Genomic DNA, 23011 nt, shown 5'->3' on the forward strand with positions numbered 1-23011 from the left:
GTTGTTGATGCGCTCGACAATCGCCACGGGATCGAGGATCGCTTCGCCGAACACCTGCACCGTTCCTGCAGTCACGATCACGACGATGATGGCGAACACGATGAAATTTACCGGAAGTCCAAGGAAATTGCCGACCTTCATGGCCCTTTCGTCCCGCGAGAACCGCGAAAAGTCACCGAAGTTAAGCAGCAGAGCCGCGAAATACGCCACGATCAGCATCGACGCATTCGCCATGTGGGTCAGCGATGAGCCCTCGGCTGGAGGGGCAAGCTGCAGCGAAAGACTGGAAAAACCGGTTTGTGAAAGGATCCAGAGTGCGAGCGCGAACATCACCACATAGACGACGGGCCCGCAGAAATCGATGAATTTGCGGATCGATTCCATACCGCGCAGAAAGATCAGAAGCTGGAATATCCACATGAACAGGAAGCTCATCCAACCGAGTGTTGATAGGCCGAATATGTCGTTGTGCGTATAATCCGCCGCCGCGGGATAAAGCGTTATCGCCAATGCCTGCACGGCCTTGGAAGCAAAATAGGTTTGCACGCCGTACCAGACGATCCCGACGATGCCGCGCAAAACGGCAGCAAGATTTGCACCCATGACACCAAAGGACATGCGCGCGGCGACCGGGAACGGAATTCCGTATTTCAGCGATGGCCGACCTATGAGGTTCATCAGGAAATAGACCGCTGTAATGCCGACAATCATCGAAATGAGTACCTCCCAGCCGGTCAATCCGAGGAAGAACAGGCTGGCGGCAAACGTGTAACCACCAACGGAGTGGACGTCCGACATCCACATCGCGAACAGGCTGAAGGCGCCCCAGGTGCGCCCTTCCGGTGCTGTGGGTGCCAGATCCTGGCTGTAGAGCTGCGGGTGAGCGCCTGTGATGACGAGGGTGGGGGGTGTCGCATGCGGATTGCTGGCCATGGAAATCGCTTCCTTCGTCTGATGAACAAGAACGAATGATTCAACGCAAGTTCTGTGCCAGTTGAAAGCGCTGTCGGTGAGCCGGCAAAGAGGTCAAAAGTGCTGTCCTTGTGCCTGCGAATTCAGCATGTTGCTGTTTTGATGACTTAGAGCGAGCTTCGACCATATTGAATCGTTCTGCCGGTGGGAATTTGGTTCAAGGTCGAGGGGTTTGGCGAGGCCGATGCCCTTCCATCGGACGAAGTCGAAGCCCGAAGGATTTGGAGCAAATTCACCCGGCCCTCCGGGTTTCCGGCTGGCGGCCACCCACTTTGTCAGGCGGCTTCGTCCGATGGATAAACATCGGCCTAGCCACCTTCCGCGTGGATTGTCTCGCCATCCGCGAAACAGAACTGGTTCAATATGGTCGAAGCTCGCTCTAATCTTGACCCACCCACTCAACATGCGGCCTTTCGCACTCTTGCAATCAGCCCCATGCTGACTAGGTTCCACGCCAAGAAGTGGAGTTGGTGGATATGGCAATTTCTGGTGAGACGTTGAAAGCGGTCACAAAGCCGGAAGACCATCCGCGCATCGAAACAGCGAAGGTCGGCGTTCTCCTCGTCAATCTGGGCACGCCGGACGGCACCGACAAGACATCGATGCGGCGCTATCTGAAGGAATTTCTTTCGGACAAGCGCGTCATCGAGTGGCCTCGTGCCATCTGGCTGCCGGTGCTCTACGGCATCGTGCTCAACACCCGTCCGAAAAAATCCGGCGCACTCTACGACAAGATCTGGAACCGGGAGCGCAACGAATCCCCCTTGCGCACCTACACCCGCTCGCAGGGTGAAAAGCTCGGCGCGGCGCTTGCCTCGCATTCTGAGATCATCGTCGATTGGGGTATGCGCTATGGCCAGCCTTCGATCGAGCAGGCGCTGGAGCGGCTCGACAAGCAGGGCTGCAAGCGCATCCTGATGTTTCCGCTCTATCCGCAATATTCGGCAACGACGACCGCAACGGTCAACGACAAGTTTTTCGAGGCGCTGATCAAGATGCGCTTCATGCCCGCAACACGCACGGTCCCCTCCTATCAGGACGAAGCCGTCTATATCGATGCCCTCGCTACCTCCATCGAAAAGCACTACGCGACGCTTGATTTCGAACCGGAGGTGCTGATCGCCTCCTATCACGGCATTCCGCAGAGCTATTTCAAGCGCGGCGATCCCTACCCCTGCCATTGCTGGAAGACGACGCGGCTACTGCGCGAGCGGCTCGGCTGGAGCGAGGACAAGCTGATCACCTGTTTCCAGTCGCGTTTCGGCCCGGAAGAATGGATGCAGCCCTACGCGGACAAGACATTGGAGAAACTCGCCAAGGAAGGCGTCAAATCCGTGGCCGTCTTCAACCCGGGTTTCGTTTCGGATTGTCTTGAAACGCTCGAGGAAATCGCGGTCGCAGGCGCCGAAATCTTCCATCACAATGGCGGCGTCAACTTCACCCATATCCCCTGCCTAAACGATAGTGACGAAGGCATGAAGGTCATCGAGACGCTTGTCCGCCGGGAATTGCAGGGCTGGGTCCAACTTTAAAACATACCTCCCGCAAACCCTCGCGAGAATCACAACTATCGTCTATCGTGCACCCGCCGGCGAGTTGTGATTATTGACGCTGCCCATAAGGTCAGCCAGGGGAGGCCATAGATGAGCGGTTTTGACTTCACGATACCAGTACTTGTCGTTCTTGTGCTTGTGGTTCTGTTTGCGGGCGTCAAGACTGTGCCACAAGGCTACAACTATACGATCGAACGCTTCGGCAAATACACGCGCACCCTTGCTCCCGGCCTCAATCTCATCGTGCCATTCTTCGACCGCATCGGCGCCRAGCTCAACATGATGGAGCAGGTGCTGAACGTTCCGACCCAGGAAGTCATCACCAAGGACAATGCCAACATCGCGGTCGATGGCATCGCCTTTTACCAGATCCTCAATGCGCCGCAGGCGGCCTATCAGGTCAGCGGGCTGCAAAATGCCATTCTGAACCTGACCATGACCAATATCCGTACCGTCATGGGCTCCATGGTTCTCGACGAACTCCTGTCGAACCGCGATACGATCAATGACCGCCTGTTGCGGGTCGTGGACGAGGCCGCGCACTCCTGGGGCATCAAGATGACCCGCGTCGAGATCAAGGATATCAATCCGCCGCAGGACCTCCTCGACTCGATGGGCCGCCAGATGAAGGCGGAGCGCGACAAACGCGCCGTCGTGCTTGAAGCGGAAGGCACAAGGGCAGCGCAGATCCTGCGTGCCGAAGGTCTCAAGCAGGCTCAGATCCTCGAAGCCGAGGGCAGGCGCGAGGCCGCCTTCCGCGAAGCCGAAGGCCGTGAGMGTCTGGCCGAGGCCGAAGCCAAGGCGACGGAATTCGTTTCTGCCGCAATCAGCGGCGGCAATGTGCAGGCGCTCAACTATTTCGTGGCCCAGAAATACACCGAGGCTTTTGGCAAGTTCGCTACCAGCCCCAACCAGAAGGTCATCCTGATGCCGATGGAGGCGTCCGCACTCATCGGTTCGCTCGGCGGTATCGGCGCGATTGCCCGTGAGGTGTTTGGCGACAACGCTGCGACAAACCCCACCACCCCGTCGACACCACCCGCACGCGGCCGCAGCGTTCCGGGCACAGGCTCAAATTCGTKAACGTGAAGCGGGGGATTGGCGCCTATGCTTGAACGTCTCTTCGCCGAGCTCGGACCATGGAACTGGATCGTTCTCGGCCTGGTCCTGATGATTTTGGAAGTGGCAGCGCCGGGGATATTCTTCCTCTGGTTCGGTATCGCAGCGCTCATCGTTGGCGGGATCGCCATCCTGTTTGGCGAGACCTCATGGGTGCACTGGCAAATCCAGGTCATCCTGTTCCTGATCCTCTCCGTCATCGCCGTTTTCATCGGCCGCAGGCTGATCGGCGCGACGGACGTGGAATCGGACGAACCGCTGCTCAACCGGCGCGGCGAACAGCTGATCGGACAAGTGGTGACGCTGGAAGAGGCAACGATCAATGGCCGTGGCCGGGCCCGCGTCGGCGACAGCCTGTGGCGCGTAACGGGACCCGACCTTGCCGCTGGAACGCGCGTGCGCATCACCGGTATCGATCGTGGAACGCTCGTGGTGGAGGCGGCTTAGGCTCGTTATTAGACTATTGTCCTGTTTGCGATGCCAATCGCGCCTGTGATATGATTTGGAAATGAAGAACAAAACACCAAGCTTTGTTGTCTCTGTTTTCGAGGACGATGGCGTCTGGATCGGCGTCAACGATGACTTGCCGATTGCCATCGAAGCACCAAGCTATGGTGAGTTGCTCGAAAGGGTTTGGGAGATTGCGCCGGAGATTGCCGTTCTGAATGGCTGGGTGAGCGATCCGAAGAAGCTTCGCCTCCGCTTTTATATTGAAACAGATCATTCCTCAGCAAAAGCACTCTAATACGTGGGTGCAAGTCTCTATCGGGAACTCACCGATCTTCTAAGCAAAGCCGGATGCAAATTCGTGCGCCAGGCTAAGGGCAGCCACGAATATTGGAGCAGTCCGATCACAAACCGGTTCTTTGTTGTTCCCTCGAACATCGAAAAACGCCACACCGCCAACGCTGTTTTAAAACAAGCCGGCTTGCCTAAGGCATTCTGAGCATTGACAGAATCAAGCAGCGCCGATCCGCAACAAATCATGGAAATGCACGATCCCGACCGGAACGTTCTTTTCGGTCACGATCAGCGCGCCGATATTGTGATCGTTGAGCAGCGCCAGTGCCGCGCTTGCCAGCATCGTCGGCGGCACCGTCTTGGGTTGCCGCGTCATGATCTCGTCGACGGTCATCGTCGCCAGATTGCGATGCAGATTGCGTGAAAGGTCGCCGTCGGTGATGATCCCGGCGAGTGTCCCCTCGTCATCGAGCACAGCGACACAGCCAAAGCGCTTGTCTGCCAGCACCTTCATCGCCTCGGGCATCGGCATGCCGAGCGGCACCAGCGGCAGCTGATCTCCACGATGCATGATCTCGCGCACATGGGTGAGACTTGCGCCGAGCGATCCGCCCGGGTGGAAGGTCTTGAAATCGCCTGCCGTGAAGCCCCGCGCCTCGAGCAGCGCCACTGCAACCGCATCACCCATGGCGAGTTGCATCAGCGTCGAAGTCGTCGGCGCCAGGCCGTGCGGACAGGCTTCCGTCACCCGCGGCATCAAAAGCACCACGTCGGCAGCGGTTGCCAGCGCCGAATTCTCGCCGGCGGTCACCGCGATCAACGGAATGCGGAAGCGCCGCGAATAGCTGACAATACCCTTGAGCTCCGCCGTGTCTCCAGACCAGGAAATGGCGAGAATGGCATCGTCGACCGCAATCATGCCGAGATCGCCGTGATTTGCCTCGGACGGGTGCACGAAAAAAGCCGGCGTACCCGTCGAGGCGAAGGTTGCTGCGATTTTCGAGCCGATATGGCCGCTCTTGCCGACGCCGGTGACGATGATGCGCCCCCGCACTCCGGCAATCATTTCGATCGCCTTGCAAAACGCCTCGGCCAGAGGACCTTCCAGCGCATTGCTCAGCGCGGCCAGCCCGTCCGTCTCGGTTGAAATCGTCCGCTTGGCCGAATCGACGGCTGCGGTTTTGTCCAGTTCGGTATCGTTTATTGCCTGCATGGCCGCAACCGTTAGCGCCTCTGCTCGCCGCTGTCCAATATTTGTTCGCCGCAGCACCATACAGCGGCACCGGTTAGCTAGTCGTTAACCATGGCTCTTTACCATCATTAACGTTCGAACACTGGCAAACCTATTGACGCACATTTCTCAACCACGCTTGGAAGCACCGCCATCAGGCGGCGGCAGCTTCAGGACTGCAGTCAATGTCTGTCTGATGGCAGCATTGCTCAGCAGCACCGTGTTTGCTTTCCTACCCTTAGCCCATGCCCAGCAAGCAACACCGCTACGCGGCACCCTGCAGGACAATTCTGCGCAGGTGCAGGCGCAAAACGACAATGATTCCAATGGCTCGCCAACGGCCAATTCACCAAATGCCTCCTCTTCGCCAACCGATAGCGGCATACCGTCACGACGCTACGAGCCCGTCAGTCCGGGAGCGCTGCCACCCGATGATGACAATTCCAATCTCGGCCTGCTTGGCGTTCCGCTGGATGATGGTTCGCCGCCGTCCGGTCCCGCCGACAACAGCGGCGGCCTTAACCCGGACTCTGCCACCCTGCCCGGCAGCGAGACCGCACCTGTACCCGCTGCGCGCCCGCTCCGCTTACGTCCCGGTGAGCGATCGCTGCTGGACGAAGAACGCGCCGATACATTCGATAACGGCCCGATCGAGCAAAACAGGGAAGCCAACCCGCCGGCAGGTCGAACCGATCGCGACAATCTCCCGGAACCAGCGCTCGAACGCCGTATCATCCGGCCCGATCCGGAGCCCTTCGCGCCGCTCGGTATCAGGGCCGGTCTCGTAACACTCCGCCCCTCCATCAGCACCGGATTGCGCGCCACGACCAATGCCGATGGCAGCTCGGACGGCAGCGCTGCACTATTGTCGGAGACACGCCTGCGCGCCCGCGCCACAACGGATTGGGCGCGCCACTCCGCCTGGCTCGATTTCGATGGCACCTACGACAAGACAATTTCAGGCGAGGAATACTCCGCTCCGAATGTCGGCCTGCGCGGTGGCATGCAGCTCGACCTTGGCGAACGCACCACCGTGAAGGGCGAGGCTGGCTACCGCTACCGGCAGGAAGACCCGAGCGCACCGACAACCATTGTCGGAACCTCGAACCGGCCCGCCGTCCAGGAGCTCGATGGCAGTCTCGGTGTGCGCAAGGAATTCGGCAAGTTCTTCGCGGATGTAAAAGGCAATGTGGATCGTACCGTCTATGGCAATGCGGAATTCTCCGATGGCTCCGTCGTCAGCCAGAAGGACCGCAACAATACCTTTGCCAGCATTGCATTGCGCGGTGGCTTCGAAATGTCCCCGGCCATCAAGCCTTTCGCCGAAGTCGAAATCGGCAAGTTGATGTATGACGAGAAGGAAGATTCGAATGGCTTCCAGCGTTCTGGCGTTCGCACGGGCCTGCGCGGCGGTGTCGAGGTCGACTTTGCCGAGAAGCTGGCGGGAGAATTCGCGCTTGGTTATCTGCGCCAAGGCATAGACGACGACCGGCTTTCGCCAGTGGATGGCCTCAGCGTCGACGGCGCCCTCAAATGGTCACCGCAGCGCGGAACCGATGTGGATATCGGCCTCCTCACCCGCGTAGAAGGAGCCACGGCACCCGGCGACAGCGGCTCGATTTTTTACGAGGGCACGGTCGGCATCAAGCGGCAGGCGCGAGCCAATCTCGATCTCAAGGCAACGCTGATTGCATCACTGCGCGACAACAAGGATGGCACCGGATGGGACAAGGGCTTTGGCGCTGAAATCGGCGCGACCTACTGGTTCAATCGTTTCTTCGGCTTTGACATCAGCGCCCGGCATGAATTCACCCGCAGCGAAGTTGAATCGCGCCAGACCAATGAAACCAGCATTTTCATGGGCGTGACGCTGCAGAGGTAGGATCGGCTTTTTGACGAAATGAGTTAAGGAAGGCGCTGTGCGTGGTTCGACAAGCTCACCATGAGGGCGCTTTAAAAGAGTTACTGGTGTCCATTGGTGTTTAAAAGCCAGCATTTACTGGGTTTTCCTTGTTATAAATGTCATAAGCGTTGTATGTGTAGTTAGTCGCACTAGGACGAACACAGGGACAGCCCTCATGAGCAAGAAGAAATTAGACCGCCCTTTGACCAAGAAATTTATAGACGATCTTACCACACCTGGCAGGTATCCGCACGGTGTCGTGCCGTGCGTCTACTTGCGGGTCAGGCCGAAGACCCTTTCGAAAGACTGGCAGTTCATATCCGCACGTACCGGCGACATCGGTTTGGGCAGCTGGACGGGTGCAGGCGGGGCCGGAATAGTTTCCATCCCCATGGCAGGCAAGAAAGGTTTGGCCATCCATGCCCAGCTTGCTGAAGGTCGTGACCCGCGTGCTGAAAAGCTGGCCAGCCTGATGACCTTCGGCAAATGCGGCAACGCTTTGCTCACCAGCCTCAAACAGACCTTCAAAAACAGAAAAACTGAGGAAAGCTGGACGCGCAGCCTGACCAAGCATGCCGCAGCAATTGCCGACAAGCCGGTCGGTGCCGTTACCGTCGAGGATGTGCTTGGCATTTTGAAACCGCTGTGGTTGACCCAGTCGGAGACGGCCAAGCAGCTGCGCGGACGGGTGGAACGGACGCTGGACTGGGCCGAAGCCATGGGCCATCGCTCCGGTCCGAATCCTGCACGCTGGCGAGGTTGCCTCGACCACCTTTTGCCGCCGCGTCCGAAGCTCCAACGAGGCCATCATCCGGCAGTGCCTTACAGCGAACTGCCAAGTTTCGTTGCGGGCCTCGATCTTGCCAGCGATCCGGCGCTCGTGCCCTTGCTGCTGACCGTCCTGACCGGCGTGCGATCTGGTGAAACGACCTATCTCGACTGGGCCGAGATCGACTTCGACAAGGCGCTGTGGACCGTTCCGAAAAGCCGCACCAAGACTAAGGAACGCGACCATCTCGTGCCCCTGTCGAAAGCCGCAATGGCTCTTATGACCGCAAGGAAGGACGAGGCAAGCGAAGGACGGGTGTTTCCGGACCTCAAGGACGGCGACATGCTTGTCGCGTTGAGGAAGCTTGCAGCTGATGTGACGATCCACGGTTTCAGATCGTCTCTCAAGGACTGGGCCACCAACGAAACCAATTTTGGCCGCGAGACGATCGAGGAAATTTTGGATCACCGGACCGGTGATGAAACCGAGCGGGCATACAGGCGCGGTGAAGCGATCAAGAAACGCCGTGTCGTGCTGGACGCATGGTCCACCTATGTGACGGGCAAGCAGACGGGCAACGTGCTGGCGTTCAGGCGGTAACTTTTTTGTGAGCAATGTTTTCAATGCTGGGCGCAGAACGGGTCGCGAACATATGTGGACCAAATGCACTGATGTGTGCAGCGTGAACAAAAAGGGCCGATAACAAGAACATTTTCCTGTTGCAGAAACGTCGCGACACAGCGTTGTATAACGTCAACTGACACAACTGATCAGGATAACGCCCATGCCGAGACAACCACTGACATCGACCTTTATCTCGACTGATTTCATTTCAACGGATTTGAACGTATCCCGCGCCTACATTTACGGTCTGGTGGACACCGATCCCGACTTCCCGCGCCCAGTCTATTTCGGCACGCACCGCAAGTTCCTGCGCTCTGACTATGAGGCCTACAAGCGCAACTACATCGCCAAGCATCGTGGCCGTGCCAAGCGTGGCAGACCGAAAAAGATCGCACGCCAGGAAGAAGTCGCGGCTGAGTAAACGCCGCAGCACACACGCGTATCCAAACGGACCAATCAAGGAACCACAGAAATGATCAAAAAAATCCGGCGGATGGGGTTGCCATCCAACCGGACCGGTAGGGAAAACGCTATATCATTCGTGGTAGACATTAGCACCCCTCCGTTTCGGTCGTAAACCCCATCCGCCAAGTTCATGAAGGACTTGGAACATGGATGATCCACTTTACCGGAAAAGACCCTTGCGCCGCCACCGTGTCGCCTGTGCCGCCATGTGGCTCAGAACGCATCGAGAGGAGGCCGATGGCATCCATCTCTATCGCAAGCTTGGCGCGCTGTTCGGCTGCAGTGCCGACGAGGCGCATGAGGCCCGTTGGCGCGCCGACGAACTTGATGTTTTGTGGCCACCGCAAAGGCGCTGGCCATGACCGACAAGATCATTTCCCGCGAAGAAGTCGAACGGCGGCGCAAGGAAAAGAAGGCCAGAGGCAAGTACGAATGGCCGAGCGACAAGACGGTGCGGCTGGAGGACTTCCATGCCTACATGCCCCTGCACAAATATTTCCATGTGCCGACACGGACGTTGTGGCCGTCCACCAGCGTCAATGCCCGCATCCCTCCGGTGCTGATGACACCGGAAGTCAACGATCCACAGGAACATCAGTTTGTGCAGCCGACCGAATGGCTCGACCGCAACCGGCCTGTCGAGCAGATGACCTGGATGCCGGGTTATCCGGTGATTATCGAAAACCGCATCGTCGCCGAGGGCGGCTTTATCCTCCATGCCGGTGCCAGAATCTTCAACCTCTATCGCGCGCCGGAACTCAAATGTGGCGAAGCCTCGCAGGCCTCGCCTTGGCTCAGGCATCTGCGCACCGTCTATCCCGACGACGCTGACCATATCCTGCAATGGCTGGCGCATCGGGTGCAAAAGCCGGGGGAAAAGATCAACCACGCGCTGCTTTTGGGGGGTGCACCGGGGATCGGCAAGGATACGATCCTTGAGCCGGTCGCCTATGCGGTTGGTCACTGGAACTTCGAGGAGATCAACCCTACGCAGCTTTTGGGACGTTTTAACAGCTTCATGAAATGCGTGATCCTGCGGATCAACGAGGCACACGATCTCGGCGATCTCTCGGCCTATTCGTTTTACGAACATTGCAAGCCGATCATGGCGACGCCGCCCGAAACCATCCGCATCGACGAAAAGGGCATCAACGAATACCGCATCCCCAATGTTGCCGGCGTCATCATCACCTCGAACTACAAGACCGATGGCGTCTATCTGCCGCCCGACGACAGGCGGCACTATGTGGCGTGGTCCAACCTGCCGGCGGTCGGCGAATCGGGCGCATTCGACCAAGCGTATTTCGACAAGCTCTACAAATGGTACGAAGCGGGCGGCATCTGGCACGTAGCCGCCCTTCTTCAGAGCCTCAGCCTCAAGGGCTTCGATGCCAAGGCCCCGCCGAAGAAGACCAGGGCCTTCTATGAGATCGTCGATGCGCAGCGTTCAAGCGACGAAAGCGAGTTCGAGGACGCCATCGACAGGCTGACCGAAAGCAATGGTGGCGAACTGCGTCTTGCCTTCTCGACCGACAGGCTGGCGCTGGCAGCCTCCGAACATCTCGCGGCCTGGATACGCGATCCGAAGAACCGCCGCCAGGTGCCGAAGAAGCTGGAAAAGCTCGGCTATATCCGTGTTGAGCATCCCGACAACCAAAGCCGTCTATGGAAGATCAACGGTCGCCGTCAGGCGGTCTACGGCCTGCGTGGGGTCTCGGAACGAACCCGGCTCGACGCGGCAAACGAACTCTATGAGAGGGGCGAAACATGACAGAGAAAACACTGTTGGCAGTGGTTCCGCATTCGGAGAATCTCGGAAAACATATGTCCATTTCGTGCGGAATGAAAAACACTGCCAACGGTGTCAGCACTGCTGTCCGCAATGACGCGGCTGCAATGAGGAGGAAAGGGAAATGCTAACACCACAGCAATTTGAGGAACTCATCGACTTCCTGTCACCGGAAACGCCGCCGCCTGCCAACTTCGACCTGAGAGGGGAACTGGCGAAGCGCTGGCCATTGATGACGGTCGGCGAGTTCAAGCTGGCCATGGAACAGGCGTACGTGCTGGACAAGGAGCGGCTTCAGGTTCTCAAGGCCAGAATGGAGTTCAGCCAGAACGCCGTTGCGCTGATGCGGCGCTATCCAGTTGTCGATACGTTCGGAAAGTGTGTGAAGCTTGGCGCTGCCGATGGCGATGCGTTCGCGCTCTGGGTCGCCGAGAATCCGCAACTGCTGGAAATGGAAATCATCATCGACTGAAACGCCGTCGCCAATCACGCGACGGCAAAACTGAGGATGAGAAAAATGCTAATACTTACGCCAGACTTTGAGGCCATCGTCGATATACGCATCAGCGTAAAGCGCACGAGACTCGATCCGCGTGCGGCTCTGATCGAACTTCGCAACAGTTTGAGCCGCGATCTCATCGAAGCGAAACAAGAAGACGTGGACAGGATCGGCAAGGCCATTCTGCGGGTTGCCGACGCTATCGATCAATACCCCGACGCTGATCGAGGAAAGCAAGCCTCAAGGGCGGCAAGGGCAGCAAGGGCCGCAAGACGGCGAACGCGCTGGTCGGCGGAGAAAGGCCGATGGACCCCATGCTGACCGCTGGCGAAACCAACGACCTCGCCCAATCTGAAGCTGAAGCGCTGGCGGGTCACTTCCACGACGAGCAGCTGGTCGTGGTCGATGGGGATGGCCTGACGGTTTTGCGCCGCGACATGGATGCGCTGCTATGCCGCCAGCGCTTCATCTTCATTGCTGGCGATCCCGATCCTCGCAGCGATCTTGAACGTCGGTGGTTGATGAAACGCAAGCGCGAGGCTGACAGTCGAAGCCGTTGGTGACTGTGCGAACCCGTATCCGGTGCAAGCGGTGCGTAGCCGTATCGCGGGCCAACCTCTTCGAAGGGGAGAAACTTAATGAACGACACCGCGAATATTGCCGATATTATCGTCGGACCACGCTTGCGGCGCGACTTGGGCGATATTGCCGGCCTTGCTGCATCAATTGAAGCACTCGGGCTCCTACAGCCCATCGTGGTGACACCAGGCAACGAACTCATCGCCGGTCACCGTCGCCTGCTTGCTTGCCACCGTCTTGGCTGGACCACAATACCGGTTTTCATACGGGAGGAACATAATGCTGGATCCTGAGCTTTTGGGTGCGCTGCCGTTTGCGTTGCGCGCCGAAATTGAAGAGAACGTCACACGCAAAAATTTCACCCAGAGCGAACTCGCCGAGGCGCAGCGGCTAATCATAGAGCACTGGAGCGCCCTGCGTCGCCAGCGGCAAGGGATGCGGACCGATCTAACTTCTACAAAAAATTTCGTAGAGGTGGGCAGCAATCGCTCCGATAATACTACGGCTTTGGTAGCGAAACTCTTTGGCGAGAGTGAGCCGACTACACGGAAGCGCTTTGCTGTCGTTGACGCCGCGAAAACCGAGCCGGACCGCTTCGGAGCGTTAGTGGAGGAGATAGACCGAACCAACCGGATCGACCGCGCCTACAAACTTCTCACAGTCGCTCGCAACCGCGAAGCATACGAAGAACGAAGAGAGTCGGGCGGAACAGTTGCTGACCTTCAAGCCTTGGCTGAAACCGGATACCGCGCGGGGGTCATTTGTTCGGATCCACCCTGGCCTTTCGTGACTTTCAGTGCACGTGGAAAGATACATACATCGTGTGGCAATCACTATGAGGAAATGTCGCTTGATGACATCTGTGCCATGGGATCGATAATCCAGAATCTCGCTGCCGAAAAGTGCCTGCTATTGATGTGGGCAACTTGGCCGCTAATGTTGCCGAACAGTTTTCAGGCCGGGGTCAGCAGTGTTATTTCCGCTTGGGGATTTGAATACAAAAGTCTGGGGTTTCTATGGGAAAAGACAACAGGCGAGGCCGACGATCTTTTTTGGGGGAACGGCTATTGGACGCGGTCAAATACCGAGCCGGTGTTGCTGGCAACGCGTGGCAATCCTTCTCGTCTCGCGTTCGACGTTCACCAAGTTGTTCGCRCACCAAACGGCCGGCATAGTGAGAAACCTAATGAAGTCTACCGACGCATTGAGCGGCTTGCGCCTGGTCCCTACCTCGAACTGTTTGCACGCCGGCAGCGTCTTGGCTGGACCTGTTGGGGTGACGAGATCCCATCGTAAACGGAGCGCAGCTGGCGACGGACACGGAGATGGCCGGGGGCGGGAGTGAGAGGGGACCGGTCCACCCATCGGGGGAGCGCACGCGGGCTTCTCTTCTATATTCCGTGAAACTCAAGTCCATCCCTGGTTGCCGGCCATAGGTGCTTGTCGCAAATTCAAAAACCCCTTCTCAAACACCAAAGACGCCGCGGCAAACCCTCCGTCGCTGTGCTAAAATAGACCAAGCGCACAACTGTATTTGGCATGAGGTGGTGGCAATGAAAACATTGAAAGATCTGACGCTTTCGGATGATCAGCTTCGCAGAAGAACGATGGCTGTCAATCTTTGCACGCACAATTGGTCTCGTAATCGCGGCTGGGCTATCAGCTTCGGGCGGAATTGGGCAAGAGAGCAGGGCTTCGATCCCGACAATTTTCATCAACTTCTTCTGAGAACCGGGATTGAAATGGGACACGGCACCGACAACGAACGTCGGCAAGCGAGAGAAATTGTCGACAAGATACCCAGCTGCAAATCCGATCATGAGTTGCGACGCCGGGCACTGGCTCTATGTAAGGCTTTCGATCTTCCTGAGCTTGCTGTCGAGGCGGCTATCGATCTGACAATCAAATCGCGACGAAGTTGAACAAGTCCCTAAACAGGTTTTGCCAAAGGAGCTTGGGAAGCTTCATCATCCGCGGGGTTGGAGCATGTCGATGCTACACGCGAACTGGTTTCGGATGCACGCGTCGGGTCCCATTAAAACTGACACTGAGTGAGCAGCCACGGTGCGCGTCCTTATACTCGAAATGAGCAACGCTTCCGTTCACGCCTTCCTTGTGGGGCCTTACGGACCCATGGCATTCAATGCAACGCATGATGCGGCCCGTTGAACTTGTATAAGACATCCTCAATCGTAACGGCGACCCATGCCCTGTTGGCCCACAATTCACATTCTGTAGCGCCCACAGCCATCCGTTAACTCCGTAAACGCCGTTGCACTGAGCCAATATTTGATTTGTGAAGGACATATCCCAGCTACAGGCGGGCTTCAAGCCGAAAGGCGCCAGACATTTCATCGAGGTGAGTAACGTAGACTACCATTTTGGTAGGCGCACATTCCGCGATCTGTTTTGTTTCGGCGAGTTTGTCTTTCGCAATAGCAATGATCACGCGAACTCGACCTTCACAGTGGTTAAGGGCCCACCTTAAGTTATCCATCAGTTCCGGGTGACCTGGTCGCATGCGCTTGGTGGGGTCGAGGGGGCCGCGTTCGTATATACCTTTTATGAACTCATGCTGCCACAGGGTGACGGCTACGTTCTTTGTTTCCTCATTTCTTGCGGACCAACTCCATTGCACATTCCGGGGCGTGGTCCCAAAGTGTGCAAAGCAAGCCGTGTGTGACATACCCTTAGTCATATGCTCTCCGTTGGAAATCTCAGATTCATATTGTCGTATCCGATTTTTGGTTAATAAGCCGCCGATAGCTCTATTTCGGTAGTTGTGCGCAAGCCTGCCCGCTGTTGTATTCAGCCCGCCAATTTTGGCAGGGGGACAGCATGATCAGAATTATTGGGGTTGCGTTACCGTGCGTGCTGCTCGGGGCGTGTGCATCGAGCACGACTATTAGAACATCAGCAGACACAGCCATCGTTCAAACTTCGGCAGCACCAGCCTGTGGTGGGATCGGTGCAGCAAAGGTAGCTCAGAAGCAGGCTGCCATCGAAACGCTGAAGGCCGGCTACGACCGCTACATAATCGGAGGGGCAAACGCTTCGAGTAATATCCACGTCACGCAGATGCCGGGACAATACCAGACCTATGGTACCGCGACTGCTTATGGCAACATGGCAACTTATCAGGGAACTACCTCGTACGTCCCAGGGCCGACCATCGTGTCAGGAAGCCACGATCAAGGTCTGGCAATCAAGATGCTGAAGGATGGTGACCCCGGCGCAAGCCAGGCGATCTCAGCTCGCGAAACCCTTGGTCCTAAATGGCCCGAACTGTTGAAGGCCGGAGCCGTCCGTACCTGCACGTGAGCCAAAGACAAGGAGGTCGACTTAATCGGCCTCCAGTTTGCCTGTGCTCCGAAAACCAATTCAATCCGCCAGACGACTCAACTATCGTCCGATCCAATATCTCATCATTTGAATTGGACGCAATGAACGAACCGCGGAAGAGGTACAGGCCTAAAAGGGACAAGCGCGACACTGCAACCAGGCTCGCCGATTATGTCTCCTGCTTGAAATCCAATAATCCAAGCTTGACGCCACGGGAGATTGCAAACCTGTTGGAAATTTCGCCATTCCACCCACCAGAAGCCCTGCGTTGGTCAGCGGGTGTGGTGGCGAGATTATTGTCCAGTTCGCGGAGGTAGCTTTTGCTCTGCCGTGTTGGCCTCATGTTGATCAAATCTCCGATCAAAGAACTGCGTTTTGACGCCCAAATAGGCAAGTGCCGCAAATACCCCAATGCCAACGTACGCGTTCGTGTAGAACATGACCAAACAGGCCAAGCCAAATGCGATGCCACAAATCACTCCGAAGCGAATAGAGAATGGCTTGCCATCGTATCCCTATCCCGCGACGATCGCCGTGCCAACCCCTAGAAGTATACAGAAGGTAAGTGGGCCCCACTCGGACAGCCAGAATGGGCGAAACCATAGCACTACGATGGTGACGGGCATCAACAAAATCCCGTGGATCAGTACTCTCTTCACTTTACACTCCGCCGCGGCCCGATTGTTCCCACCCTAGAATGATGCTGGTGAACTAAGGGTGTCTGCGGGACATAAGCTCATCAACATCGGCAATGGTCCCTCCCCAATGGCTATTATCACTCCCTAGCTAATTTTCCGTTGGTTGCAGATTATTGTAAATCTTCAGCGTAACGGATGATGCTCTGATTTTGGACGTTTTCTACTAATTCATCTGCACGAGACAAAAGCCGACCGAGCAAGGGAGAGGAATTGGCTTCGTTATATCCCAACGTGAGATCAACTGTCGGAGGCACACCCTCAAGAGCTCTGGCAACAACGTTTGGTGCCAGCATATTTTGCGCGTAAAGCGGGACAAGAGTAACTCCGCCCGTGGAGGCGACGAGCGACATTGCCGACGATATGTTCTCGCCTTCGTACTTTGGCTTGAGCGTGATCCCAGCCCTTGATGCGTAATCCTGAATCACAGATTGCAATTCCGGCGACGTTCTCGCCGAACTGACGTAAATTTCTCGGGCAAGGTCCTGCAGCCGTATCTTTTTGCGCAACGCCAAGTGATGGCCTGCCGGCAGCACGGCGATCAGAGGCTCCTTCGCTAACAATTTGAAGGATAGCCCCAAACTATTTTTCTCGGGGCGAAGGAAGGCCACGTCCAACTTCCCGCGCATCAACGCAAGTGCGAGCTCCGGGGAAGACTGACTACACAGTGTGACTTCGACATCCGGTGCTTCCTCACGGATTATGCGCAATAGGTGAGGTAGCCACGTGACCTCCAGTCCAACCAAAAACCCCATAGCAAGTACGGGCCTTTTCGGCTGTGCTGTCCGCCGGGCACCCTCGGTCGCAGCCTCGACCTGCAGAAGTGCCAGCCGAGCATGATCCAGAAAAACGCGACCCGCTGCGGTAAGCACAACGCCGCGCGCCTGCCGCTCCAATAGCTGTACGCCGACTTCAGTTTCGAGATCGCGAATCTGCCGGCTCAACGACGGCTGCGAGGTGTTCAGTCGCCGCTGGGCAGCGGTCAATAAGCTGCCTTCCTCCGCAACCGCAATGAAATAACGTAGATGGCGGAGTTCCATTGATCCTCGCTATACCTCCAAGGCATAGGTCGGAACATACAAGGTATTTGTCACAGATAGAAGGAAGATTTAATTTCGCTAAGTTCAATAAGGAGAAAGCAAAATGTCCACCGCATCCAAGCCTACCATCGTATTTTGCCACGGACTTTGGGCCGATGGTTCGTGCTTCAGCAAGGTGATCCCCGCGCTGCAGGCCGACGGCCACGAAGTGATCGCAGTTCAGTACGGACTAGACAGCTATGAAGAAGATCTCGCCACCGTGAAGCGCACTCTCAACCGTGTTGGCAGCCCTGTTATACTCGTCGGCCATTCCTACGGCGGCGCCACGATCACCGGCGCGGGGACTGATGATCGCGTCGTTGGGTTAGTCTATATAGCCGCTGTCGCCCCTGACGCCGGCGAGACCGTGCAGGATCAGCTCAACAAGTATCCGTCTGACATTTTTGGACACGTCGAACTGGCTGACAATCGCGCTTGGCTGCGGCCGAGCGGGACTAAATTCTTTGCGGGCGACCTGTCGGAACCCGAGCAGAAACTCGTGTGGGCAACCCACTTCGCCCCTAATGCAGACCTGCTTAATCAGCAGAAGCTGACAGCCGACCGCGTCGCATGGCGGACCAAGCCAAGCTGGTATGTGCTCACGACCGAGGACCACACTGTGCATCCCGATCTCCAGCGCTGGGTTTCCAAGCGAATGAACGCTACAGTGACGGAAGTCAAAAGCAGCCATGTGCCAATGCTCTCCCAACCCGATGTAGTGATCGATGTAATCCGCAAGGCCGCAGCCTCAACCTCGAGCCGCTGACACCTTTAGGACAAATGGAAAGAGACCGTCATGAGGCGATCTCTTCTATATCGCTTTGATATAGTAGTAGGCGCGTTTAAGCCGGTCCGAAATTGTTAGGAGGTGTTTTCATGGGCATTCCACACAACCCAGATGGCCGCATGGCAGCTACCTACAGCCACGGTATCGAAGTGCGAGGTGAGGTAAGAACCCTGTACATCAGCGGCCAGATCGGAACCTTTGCTGACGGTAGCATTGCAGAGGGCATCACGGCGCAGTCACATGCTGTTTTCGAGAATCTCTCTGCAGTGCTGGAAAGCGCCGGGATGACCTTCGAAAACGTGGTCAAGACAACGGTCTTCCTGACACGCCGTGAGGATTTTCCAGCATTTGCTCAGGTTCGTAAGGCTCGCTTCGGGGCATTAAAGCCTGCATCAACACTGTTATTCGTATCCGGACTCGCTCACCCAGATTTGCTCGTCGAAGTTGAGGCAATCGCAGTCGTAAACGCTTAGTCAGCAGAGCCTTGATGAGGCAGGTTACGTTCCCCTCGCCCGGAGAACGCTTAACAGAAGCATATGATCAATTTAGTTGCCGCCCAAGCTGTCTATCTCGAACACCTCGGCATGGTCTGCGACCTCACGCATGCCCTTGAACGAAGCGTGGCGCAGTTTACCGTCATTGGTCCAGGCGCCATAGTTGATCTCCGCGACCAGTGTTGGCTACGGCGGCGTCTGCGTTATGACACGAAAAACCAACATAGAGTCGATATCGATGCAATCCCAGAAATGATGGTGAACAAGTCAAGGATTGTAAATTGAGTGAATTCGCTACGCATGACACATTTCCTAGAAAGTGCCCGACCCGCCAAGTACACAATACAAAGGCAGGTCGGGTTCGCTGACATTGGGCTTCAGCCCGCATAGGCTGCGCCCGTATAGTTAACAAAAGATGAGGTCCGCCAAATACACACGGGGGGAGTGACTGGAAACGGGCCTCGGTTGAGGATCCATGTCCCCTTGCACCAACGCCCAAACTATCGGCGGAGCACTTGGTTCCAGTAATTTAAGATTGGTCATACCCGCCGTGGTTTGTTCTTGTGCCACCGAAAGGATTTGCCGGTCGGCGGTCCACGTTCCGGTTCATCCACATAGTTGCCTGCTTCCTTGGCCGCCTGGATGAAAGCGAAGCGCCCTGATCCGGGGGATAGGGTCCCTTCTAAACAGGATAGAAGGGCGTGTTTCGCAGCGGTTAGTATATCGCTTTCCTCGATCGGCCAATCTGTGAGTATCAGCTCTGCGGCCTGAAGTGCCGAGGTGACGACGCGCATGCGGCCAGGTTGGCTCGTCATGATGCGCACTTCTTTGAAGGGTTTTTCGTCCATCAGCGCGAAACGGCCAAACGTGGACTCAGTTCCGCAATCAGCGATAGTCAATATTTACTATCTGGGACCATGGCTCACGGAACGTTTGCTGGACGGATCGCCGTGGTTTGGGTGAAGCATCACTTGTCTTGACAAAGCAGCCCCCTCAGCCGCCAAACATTCCTGATTTTTTGATGGATATCTTCGATTCTGCGATGGGGAAACTCACTTCCGAGTGCCTTGGCTAGAGCCATGGAGTTGGTTTTTTTTGGGCGAGATTGGTAGGCAATGTCGGCTTGGGCGGAAATCTCCATCATTAATCTCCTGTCATCGTCAGTCATTGCCTGCTCCGTTGCACGACATCCTTAGCGCATCCAACGCCGCACTATAAAACATACGCAAATGGCCACCACCACGGCAATGGCCGCCAATGGATACCATGACCAAATCGATTGAGAGCAAATCAGCGGGAATTGTCGTCATGGTATTCGGCAATCTCGGTTTGATGAATCGATACCGCAACGCAACGAACGCGTTTTCTGTTCCCAAGACCGAATGTGAGGCCCGACGCAGGGTTCATGGGCTCGGATGACAGACGCCGGGACTTTGTCTTGGAGTTTTGTTCCCGCATACAAGGATTKCTATTCCTCACCAGGCGCTTTGGCAACGGCCCTTTTTCTTGCTTCATATGCCCTTACGTGCACCCTGCATCGCTCCGGATTAGCCTCGCGCCAAGATTTCATATAAGCCTCGTAATGCTGCTTGTTCTCCTGCCGCCACTTGCGAGCCCGCTCTGCCGCTTTGGCCTTCTGCTCGGGGCTCGGCGGATTAGCGGCCCGCCATTTACGCATCTTCTCGGCCAATCTGGCTTTACGCTCGGCCTTGCTCTTGTCATCGCCCGTTGCCATTCGCCCCCGCGTCAGTTGCCAGCGTCCGCTTTATGCTCACTGCAATACCACTCCAGCCCGTAGCGCTTGTCAAAGCCGAATGATCCCCACGACGTGCAGCCTGGGTGCATGCTCCTCTGCGATCTGTTTCTTATCCAGTGCTTCCCTCTTCTTATGAACTATCCCCTCGGTAGGAAGGCCTCGAAACGCTTGTGGCATTCCCTCCACAACCAGTCACGGTCCTCTTGGCTCCACTCGCCGTTTTCCATCGGCTCGCGGCCAGCCTGCTCAAGGATTTTGTCACCGTTGGAGTGGGCAAAGTCGGCGATGCACTGGGCGTCCTTCAGGAACATGAAATTATCATTATCCGGCAGAGGGGTACTCAGGTCGAAGAGAAGGCTGCTGCGCCTTTGCGTCCTTTCTATCTCGGCAAAGATTGCATCGGCATCCTCCTCGCTCCAGTCGCCGTCCGGCTGGGGCTTGATGCCAAGTTCGGCGGCAACCTCACACTGGCAGAAGTGGAAATACTCGACGACGTGTTCCATGAGGCGTTCTTCCTCGTCAGGGGTCATTTGGCGATTGAACCTGACGCGCCCCATTTTCGGGATTTGATACATTATGACCTCCCGTCGATAACCTTGTATTCCTCCCGCGTGGTCAGCTTGACGATGCGGATCAGCCGCTGCTGGCTGACGGCGACCATCTCGGCCTGTTCGAGGATGAACGGCAGACGTTTTTCGTCGGCAGCGAGGAGTGGCATCCACATCCCGCTCGGAAGCATGACGCCGCAGACGCCTTCGGTGCCGTCGTCATCGACCGACAGCGCCATCCAGACGCTTTCGATACGAAGGATCGTGTTGAGTTGCGGACCGCTCATGACTTCGTCTGCGGCAATAGACTGACAGGAATGCTGCCGAAGAACTCCCGATAGTCTAGCGAGTGAAAATCGATAGAGCCTTTTGAAGTCTCGACATCCAGATTGATGCGTATATGCATTGGCTGGTGCGGGACCTTGAACTCGTTCCATGGGGTGTCCATACGCGCCTCGAATGTGCGACTACCACTTTTCAACTTAACCTCCCTATTTTGACGTTGTCGGTGTTCCAGACGACGTTGACCATCATCTGCTCTGGGGTGAAGGTAAATTCGAGCCAGCCATTCTGGTCGAGCGCCGACTTGACGGTTTCTTTATCGACGAGATCGACGCCGTCATCACCGCCGAAGGTGTCGCGCTTCACGTCGTACCAGTCCCCGTTTTTCTCCGGATTGCATTCTTCGGCATAGGCGACGACTGCCTTCTCGCCGTCCGGAAAGACGCCATTGTGCATCAGGTAGACGCCCTGATCGCCGACGATCCAGAAGCCTTGCGGCGGATTTTGGTCGCCATCCATATGCTGCACGAAATTCGGCCTCGTGCTTTTCGGCCAGCACTTTTCGCCATCCGCCCAGAGCAACTTCAGGTTCTCGTTCGTAACGGTGAGTTTCATGGGTGGATCCTTGTTACTGATATTTCAGAATGCCGCGCCGGTTACAGTCAAGCAGTTCGTCACGTTCAGCTTCTGTCCAATTGGCCTTCAAATCTTCGCATCGCTGGCGATCCTGCAACTCGCGCAAAGTCTGGGCCTGCTGCTGGCGCAGTGATTCCTCGGCCTTCTCAGCTCGGTAGGCGTCATACTGGGTGATGCCGAAATAGGCACCACCCGCGATGATAGTTATGCACGCTGCTGCGATGAGGATTTTCATCGCGCTGCCACTTTCGGTGCTGACGGAAACCGCTTGCTGCGCGGATCGCTGCCAAACGGGTTCTGGTGCAGCGAACCGTCCTTGTGGCGGAAGCCGGTGATCTGGACACCTTGCGAGTTGAAACACGCTTTGGCGTCATCAACCAGCGCGCCGGTATTCGGCATGCCGTACATGACCATCTGCCGGTCAATCTGGTCGCTCATGCGCATCTTGCAGAAACCCTGTGCCTGTACGAGTTTGGCTTTGGAAAGTTTCGAGCCGTCGAGGCTGGCAAATTCTGCCTGTCCCTGTACGCAGCCAGCGAGCGGCAGCATCGAAGCTGCCAGTATGAGATATTGTTTCACGTTTGTGGTTCCTTGATTTGTTGATGGTGGGGTCAGCCGAAGCCGACCCCGTTTTTTGTTAGCACCAGCCGGTGCATTCGGTGCCGTATGTGGTGTACGAACGGCGCGTCCCCTGCTCTCCGGTGTACGGGTTGGAATTCCCGCGCGTGGAATAGTTGTCGTTCTGGTAGCCGTTTGGCGACGAACGCATGTGGCCCTGAACGTAGGTGCCGTCCGAACGGGTGTGGCTGCGCACATACGTGTCGGCCTGTGCCGAGGTTGCCAGAAGTGCGAGTGCGATTACGAGTGCAGTTTTCATTCTTGTTGGTTCCTGGAGCGTCATCATCAGACCCGTCTTGCTCTGGACGGATGACAGGGTTGGTTCCCTGTTTCGACTTTATTGTGCCAGCAGGCAGTCGATGAACGTGGGATTGGAATAGCACTTCTCCCGATAGGTCGGCTCGTCTGGGCGCGTTCGCCAGTAGTATTGCAACGGTGTCTCGACGTGCGGCTTATTGATCACGACGACCGGCGCAGGCTTCGGCGGCGCTGGCACAAAAGCTTTTGGCGGCTCTGGAAAGAGGTAATTC

The 23011-nt window shown here is 56.6% G+C and carries 33 protein-coding genes and 1 pseudogene; 19 read left to right on the forward strand and 15 right to left on the reverse strand.

Annotated features, from left to right (window positions below; genetic code table 11):
• Nucleotides 1-933, reverse strand: a 933-nt coding sequence (locus tag ACXJ5O_RS03320; RefSeq protein WP_457298641.1) for a cytosine permease, incomplete at its 3' end; no start/stop codon positions are given.
• 515 nt (nt 934-1448) lie between these two features.
• Between ACXJ5O_RS03320 and hemH the strand changes: the two genes are divergently transcribed.
• From hemH to ACXJ5O_RS03345, 5 genes are all read left to right on the forward strand, one after another.
• Nucleotides 1449-2504, forward strand: coding sequence for a ferrochelatase (gene hemH, locus ACXJ5O_RS03325; protein WP_457298642.1), 1056 nt, complete (start codon nt 1449-1451; stop codon nt 2502-2504).
• Nucleotides 2505-2615: 111 nt separating this feature from the next.
• Nucleotides 2616-3614: an SPFH domain-containing protein gene (locus ACXJ5O_RS03330; RefSeq protein WP_457298643.1), complete on the forward strand. Its 999-nt coding sequence runs from the start codon at nt 2616-2618 to the stop codon at nt 3612-3614.
• Between the two features lie 18 nt (nt 3615-3632).
• Nucleotides 3633-4091: an NfeD family protein gene (locus ACXJ5O_RS03335; protein ID WP_457298644.1), complete on the forward strand. Its 459-nt coding sequence runs from the start codon at nt 3633-3635 to the stop codon at nt 4089-4091.
• 61 nt (nt 4092-4152) lie between these two features.
• Nucleotides 4153-4389 (forward strand): DUF1902 domain-containing protein, encoded by a 237-nt coding sequence (locus ACXJ5O_RS03340; RefSeq protein ID WP_457298645.1) that lies wholly within the window; start codon nt 4153-4155, stop codon nt 4387-4389.
• Nucleotides 4390-4392: 3 nt separating this feature from the next.
• The gene (locus ACXJ5O_RS03345) at nt 4393-4590 is read left to right on the forward strand and encodes a type II toxin-antitoxin system HicA family toxin (protein ID WP_457298646.1); all 198 of its coding nucleotides are present in this window, start codon (nt 4393-4395) and stop codon (nt 4588-4590) included.
• A gap of 12 nt (nt 4591-4602) precedes the next feature.
• Here ACXJ5O_RS03345 and ACXJ5O_RS03350 read toward each other — a convergent pair whose 3' ends face one another.
• On the reverse strand, nt 4603-5598 hold the full coding sequence (locus tag ACXJ5O_RS03350; RefSeq protein ID WP_457298647.1) for a KpsF/GutQ family sugar-phosphate isomerase: 996 nt from the start codon (nt 5596-5598) through the stop codon (nt 4603-4605).
• Nucleotides 5599-5731: 133 nt separating this feature from the next.
• On the opposite strand from ACXJ5O_RS03350, the gene ACXJ5O_RS03355 reads away from it, so the two are divergent.
• From ACXJ5O_RS03355 to ACXJ5O_RS03410, 12 genes are all read left to right on the forward strand, one after another.
• Nucleotides 5732-7498 carry an outer membrane beta-barrel protein gene (locus ACXJ5O_RS03355; protein ID WP_457298648.1) on the forward strand — a complete coding sequence of 589 codons (1767 nt, stop codon included), beginning with the start codon at nt 5732-5734 and terminating at the stop codon, nt 7496-7498.
• Nucleotides 7499-7694: 196 nt separating this feature from the next.
• Complete coding sequence (locus ACXJ5O_RS03360) at nt 7695-8888, forward strand: tyrosine-type recombinase/integrase (protein WP_457298649.1); 1194 nt, start codon at nt 7695-7697, stop codon at nt 8886-8888.
• A 184-nt stretch (nt 8889-9072) separates the two neighbouring features.
• Entirely contained in the window at nt 9073-9333 is a 261-nt protein-coding gene (locus tag ACXJ5O_RS03365; RefSeq protein ID WP_457298650.1) for a helix-turn-helix transcriptional regulator, read from the forward strand.
• A 190-nt stretch (nt 9334-9523) separates the two neighbouring features.
• Nucleotides 9524-9739 (forward strand): hypothetical protein, encoded by a 216-nt coding sequence (locus ACXJ5O_RS03370; RefSeq protein ID WP_457298651.1) that lies wholly within the window; start codon nt 9524-9526, stop codon nt 9737-9739.
• Nucleotides 9736-11148: a primase-helicase family protein gene (locus ACXJ5O_RS03375; protein WP_457298652.1), complete on the forward strand. Its 1413-nt coding sequence runs from the start codon at nt 9736-9738 to the stop codon at nt 11146-11148. Before ACXJ5O_RS03370 ends, ACXJ5O_RS03375 begins: the two co-directional genes overlap by 4 nt.
• Nucleotides 11149-11290: 142 nt before the next feature.
• Nucleotides 11291-11638 (forward strand): hypothetical protein, encoded by a 348-nt coding sequence (locus tag ACXJ5O_RS03380; RefSeq protein WP_457298653.1) that lies wholly within the window; start codon nt 11291-11293, stop codon nt 11636-11638.
• A 45-nt stretch (nt 11639-11683) separates the two neighbouring features.
• The gene (locus ACXJ5O_RS03385; RefSeq protein ID WP_457298654.1) at nt 11684-11986 is read left to right on the forward strand and encodes a hypothetical protein; all 303 of its coding nucleotides are present in this window, start codon (nt 11684-11686) and stop codon (nt 11984-11986) included.
• Nucleotides 11971-12228 carry a hypothetical protein gene (locus tag ACXJ5O_RS03390; RefSeq protein ID WP_457298655.1) on the forward strand — a complete coding sequence of 86 codons (258 nt, stop codon included), beginning with the start codon at nt 11971-11973 and terminating at the stop codon, nt 12226-12228. Before ACXJ5O_RS03385 ends, ACXJ5O_RS03390 begins: the two co-directional genes overlap by 16 nt.
• A 75-nt stretch (nt 12229-12303) precedes the next feature.
• On the forward strand, nt 12304-12537 hold the full coding sequence (locus tag ACXJ5O_RS03395) for a ParB N-terminal domain-containing protein (RefSeq protein WP_457298656.1): 234 nt from the start codon (nt 12304-12306) through the stop codon (nt 12535-12537).
• 4 nt (nt 12538-12541) lie between these two features.
• Entirely contained in the window at nt 12542-13540 is a 999-nt protein-coding gene (locus ACXJ5O_RS03400; protein ID WP_457298657.1) for an MT-A70 family methyltransferase, read from the forward strand.
• A gap of 140 nt (nt 13541-13680) precedes the next feature.
• Entirely contained in the window at nt 13681-14166 is a 486-nt protein-coding gene (locus tag ACXJ5O_RS03405) for a hypothetical protein (protein ID WP_457298658.1), read from the forward strand.
• A gap of 916 nt (nt 14167-15082) precedes the next feature.
• Nucleotides 15083-15565, forward strand: coding sequence for a hypothetical protein (locus tag ACXJ5O_RS03410; RefSeq protein WP_457298659.1), 483 nt, complete (start codon nt 15083-15085; stop codon nt 15563-15565).
• A gap of 829 nt (nt 15566-16394) precedes the next feature.
• Here the strand turns inward: ACXJ5O_RS03410 and ACXJ5O_RS03415 are convergent.
• On the reverse strand, nt 16395-17321 hold the full coding sequence (locus ACXJ5O_RS03415) for a LysR family transcriptional regulator (protein ID WP_457298660.1): 927 nt from the start codon (nt 17319-17321) through the stop codon (nt 16395-16397).
• Nucleotides 17322-17424: 103 nt separating this feature from the next.
• Here ACXJ5O_RS03415 and ACXJ5O_RS03420 point away from each other — a divergent pair, with 103 nt between their 5' ends.
• The gene (locus tag ACXJ5O_RS03420; RefSeq protein ID WP_457298661.1) at nt 17425-18126 is read left to right on the forward strand and encodes an alpha/beta fold hydrolase; all 702 of its coding nucleotides are present in this window, start codon (nt 17425-17427) and stop codon (nt 18124-18126) included.
• A 110-nt stretch (nt 18127-18236) separates the two neighbouring features.
• On the forward strand, nt 18237-18620 hold the full coding sequence (locus ACXJ5O_RS03425; RefSeq protein ID WP_457298662.1) for a RidA family protein: 384 nt from the start codon (nt 18237-18239) through the stop codon (nt 18618-18620).
• 72 nt (nt 18621-18692) lie between these two features.
• Here ACXJ5O_RS03425 and ACXJ5O_RS03430 read toward each other — a convergent pair.
• From ACXJ5O_RS03430 to ACXJ5O_RS03485, 12 genes and pseudogenes are all read right to left on the reverse strand, one after another.
• Nucleotides 18693-18827, reverse strand: a pseudogene (locus ACXJ5O_RS03430) (ATP dependent DNA ligase); the annotation flags it as partial.
• Between the two features lie 353 nt (nt 18828-19180).
• The gene (locus ACXJ5O_RS03435; protein WP_457298663.1) at nt 19181-19540 is read right to left on the reverse strand and encodes a DUF982 domain-containing protein; all 360 of its coding nucleotides are present in this window, start codon (nt 19538-19540) and stop codon (nt 19181-19183) included.
• A 68-nt stretch (nt 19541-19608) separates the two neighbouring features.
• Nucleotides 19609-19809: a hypothetical protein gene (locus ACXJ5O_RS03440; protein WP_457298664.1), complete on the reverse strand. Its 201-nt coding sequence runs from the start codon at nt 19807-19809 to the stop codon at nt 19609-19611.
• Nucleotides 19810-20109: 300 nt separating this feature from the next.
• Nucleotides 20110-20376 (reverse strand): hypothetical protein, encoded by a 267-nt coding sequence (locus tag ACXJ5O_RS03445; protein ID WP_457298665.1) that lies wholly within the window; start codon nt 20374-20376, stop codon nt 20110-20112.
• Between the two features lie 158 nt (nt 20377-20534).
• Entirely contained in the window at nt 20535-20972 is a 438-nt protein-coding gene (locus ACXJ5O_RS03450; RefSeq protein WP_457298666.1) for a hypothetical protein, read from the reverse strand.
• Nucleotides 20972-21232, reverse strand: a complete 261-nt coding sequence (locus tag ACXJ5O_RS03455; RefSeq protein ID WP_457298667.1) for a hypothetical protein — start codon at nt 21230-21232, stop codon at nt 20972-20974. Before ACXJ5O_RS03455 ends, ACXJ5O_RS03450 begins: the two co-directional genes overlap by 1 nt.
• Nucleotides 21229-21426, reverse strand: a complete 198-nt coding sequence (locus tag ACXJ5O_RS03460) for a hypothetical protein (protein WP_457298668.1) — start codon at nt 21424-21426, stop codon at nt 21229-21231. The genes ACXJ5O_RS03455 and ACXJ5O_RS03460 overlap by 4 nt, the downstream gene beginning before the upstream one ends.
• Nucleotides 21423-21842, reverse strand: coding sequence for a DUF3085 domain-containing protein (locus tag ACXJ5O_RS03465; protein WP_457298669.1), 420 nt, complete (start codon nt 21840-21842; stop codon nt 21423-21425). The genes ACXJ5O_RS03460 and ACXJ5O_RS03465 overlap by 4 nt, the downstream gene beginning before the upstream one ends.
• Nucleotides 21843-21855: 13 nt before the next feature.
• Nucleotides 21856-22098: a hypothetical protein gene (locus ACXJ5O_RS03470; RefSeq protein ID WP_457298670.1), complete on the reverse strand. Its 243-nt coding sequence runs from the start codon at nt 22096-22098 to the stop codon at nt 21856-21858.
• A complete protein-coding gene (locus tag ACXJ5O_RS03475; RefSeq protein WP_457298671.1) occupies nt 22095-22442 on the reverse strand; it encodes a hypothetical protein in 348 nt (115 codons plus the stop codon). The genes ACXJ5O_RS03470 and ACXJ5O_RS03475 overlap by 4 nt, the downstream gene beginning before the upstream one ends.
• 58 nt (nt 22443-22500) lie before the next feature.
• On the reverse strand, nt 22501-22740 hold the full coding sequence (locus ACXJ5O_RS03480) for a hypothetical protein (protein ID WP_457298672.1): 240 nt from the start codon (nt 22738-22740) through the stop codon (nt 22501-22503).
• Nucleotides 22741-22818: 78 nt separating this feature from the next.
• On the reverse strand, nt 22819-23011 hold a 193-nt coding region (locus tag ACXJ5O_RS03485; protein WP_457298673.1), incomplete at its 5' end, for a hypothetical protein.

The sequence above is a fragment of the Phyllobacterium sp. P5_D12 genome, assembly GCF_054049495.1.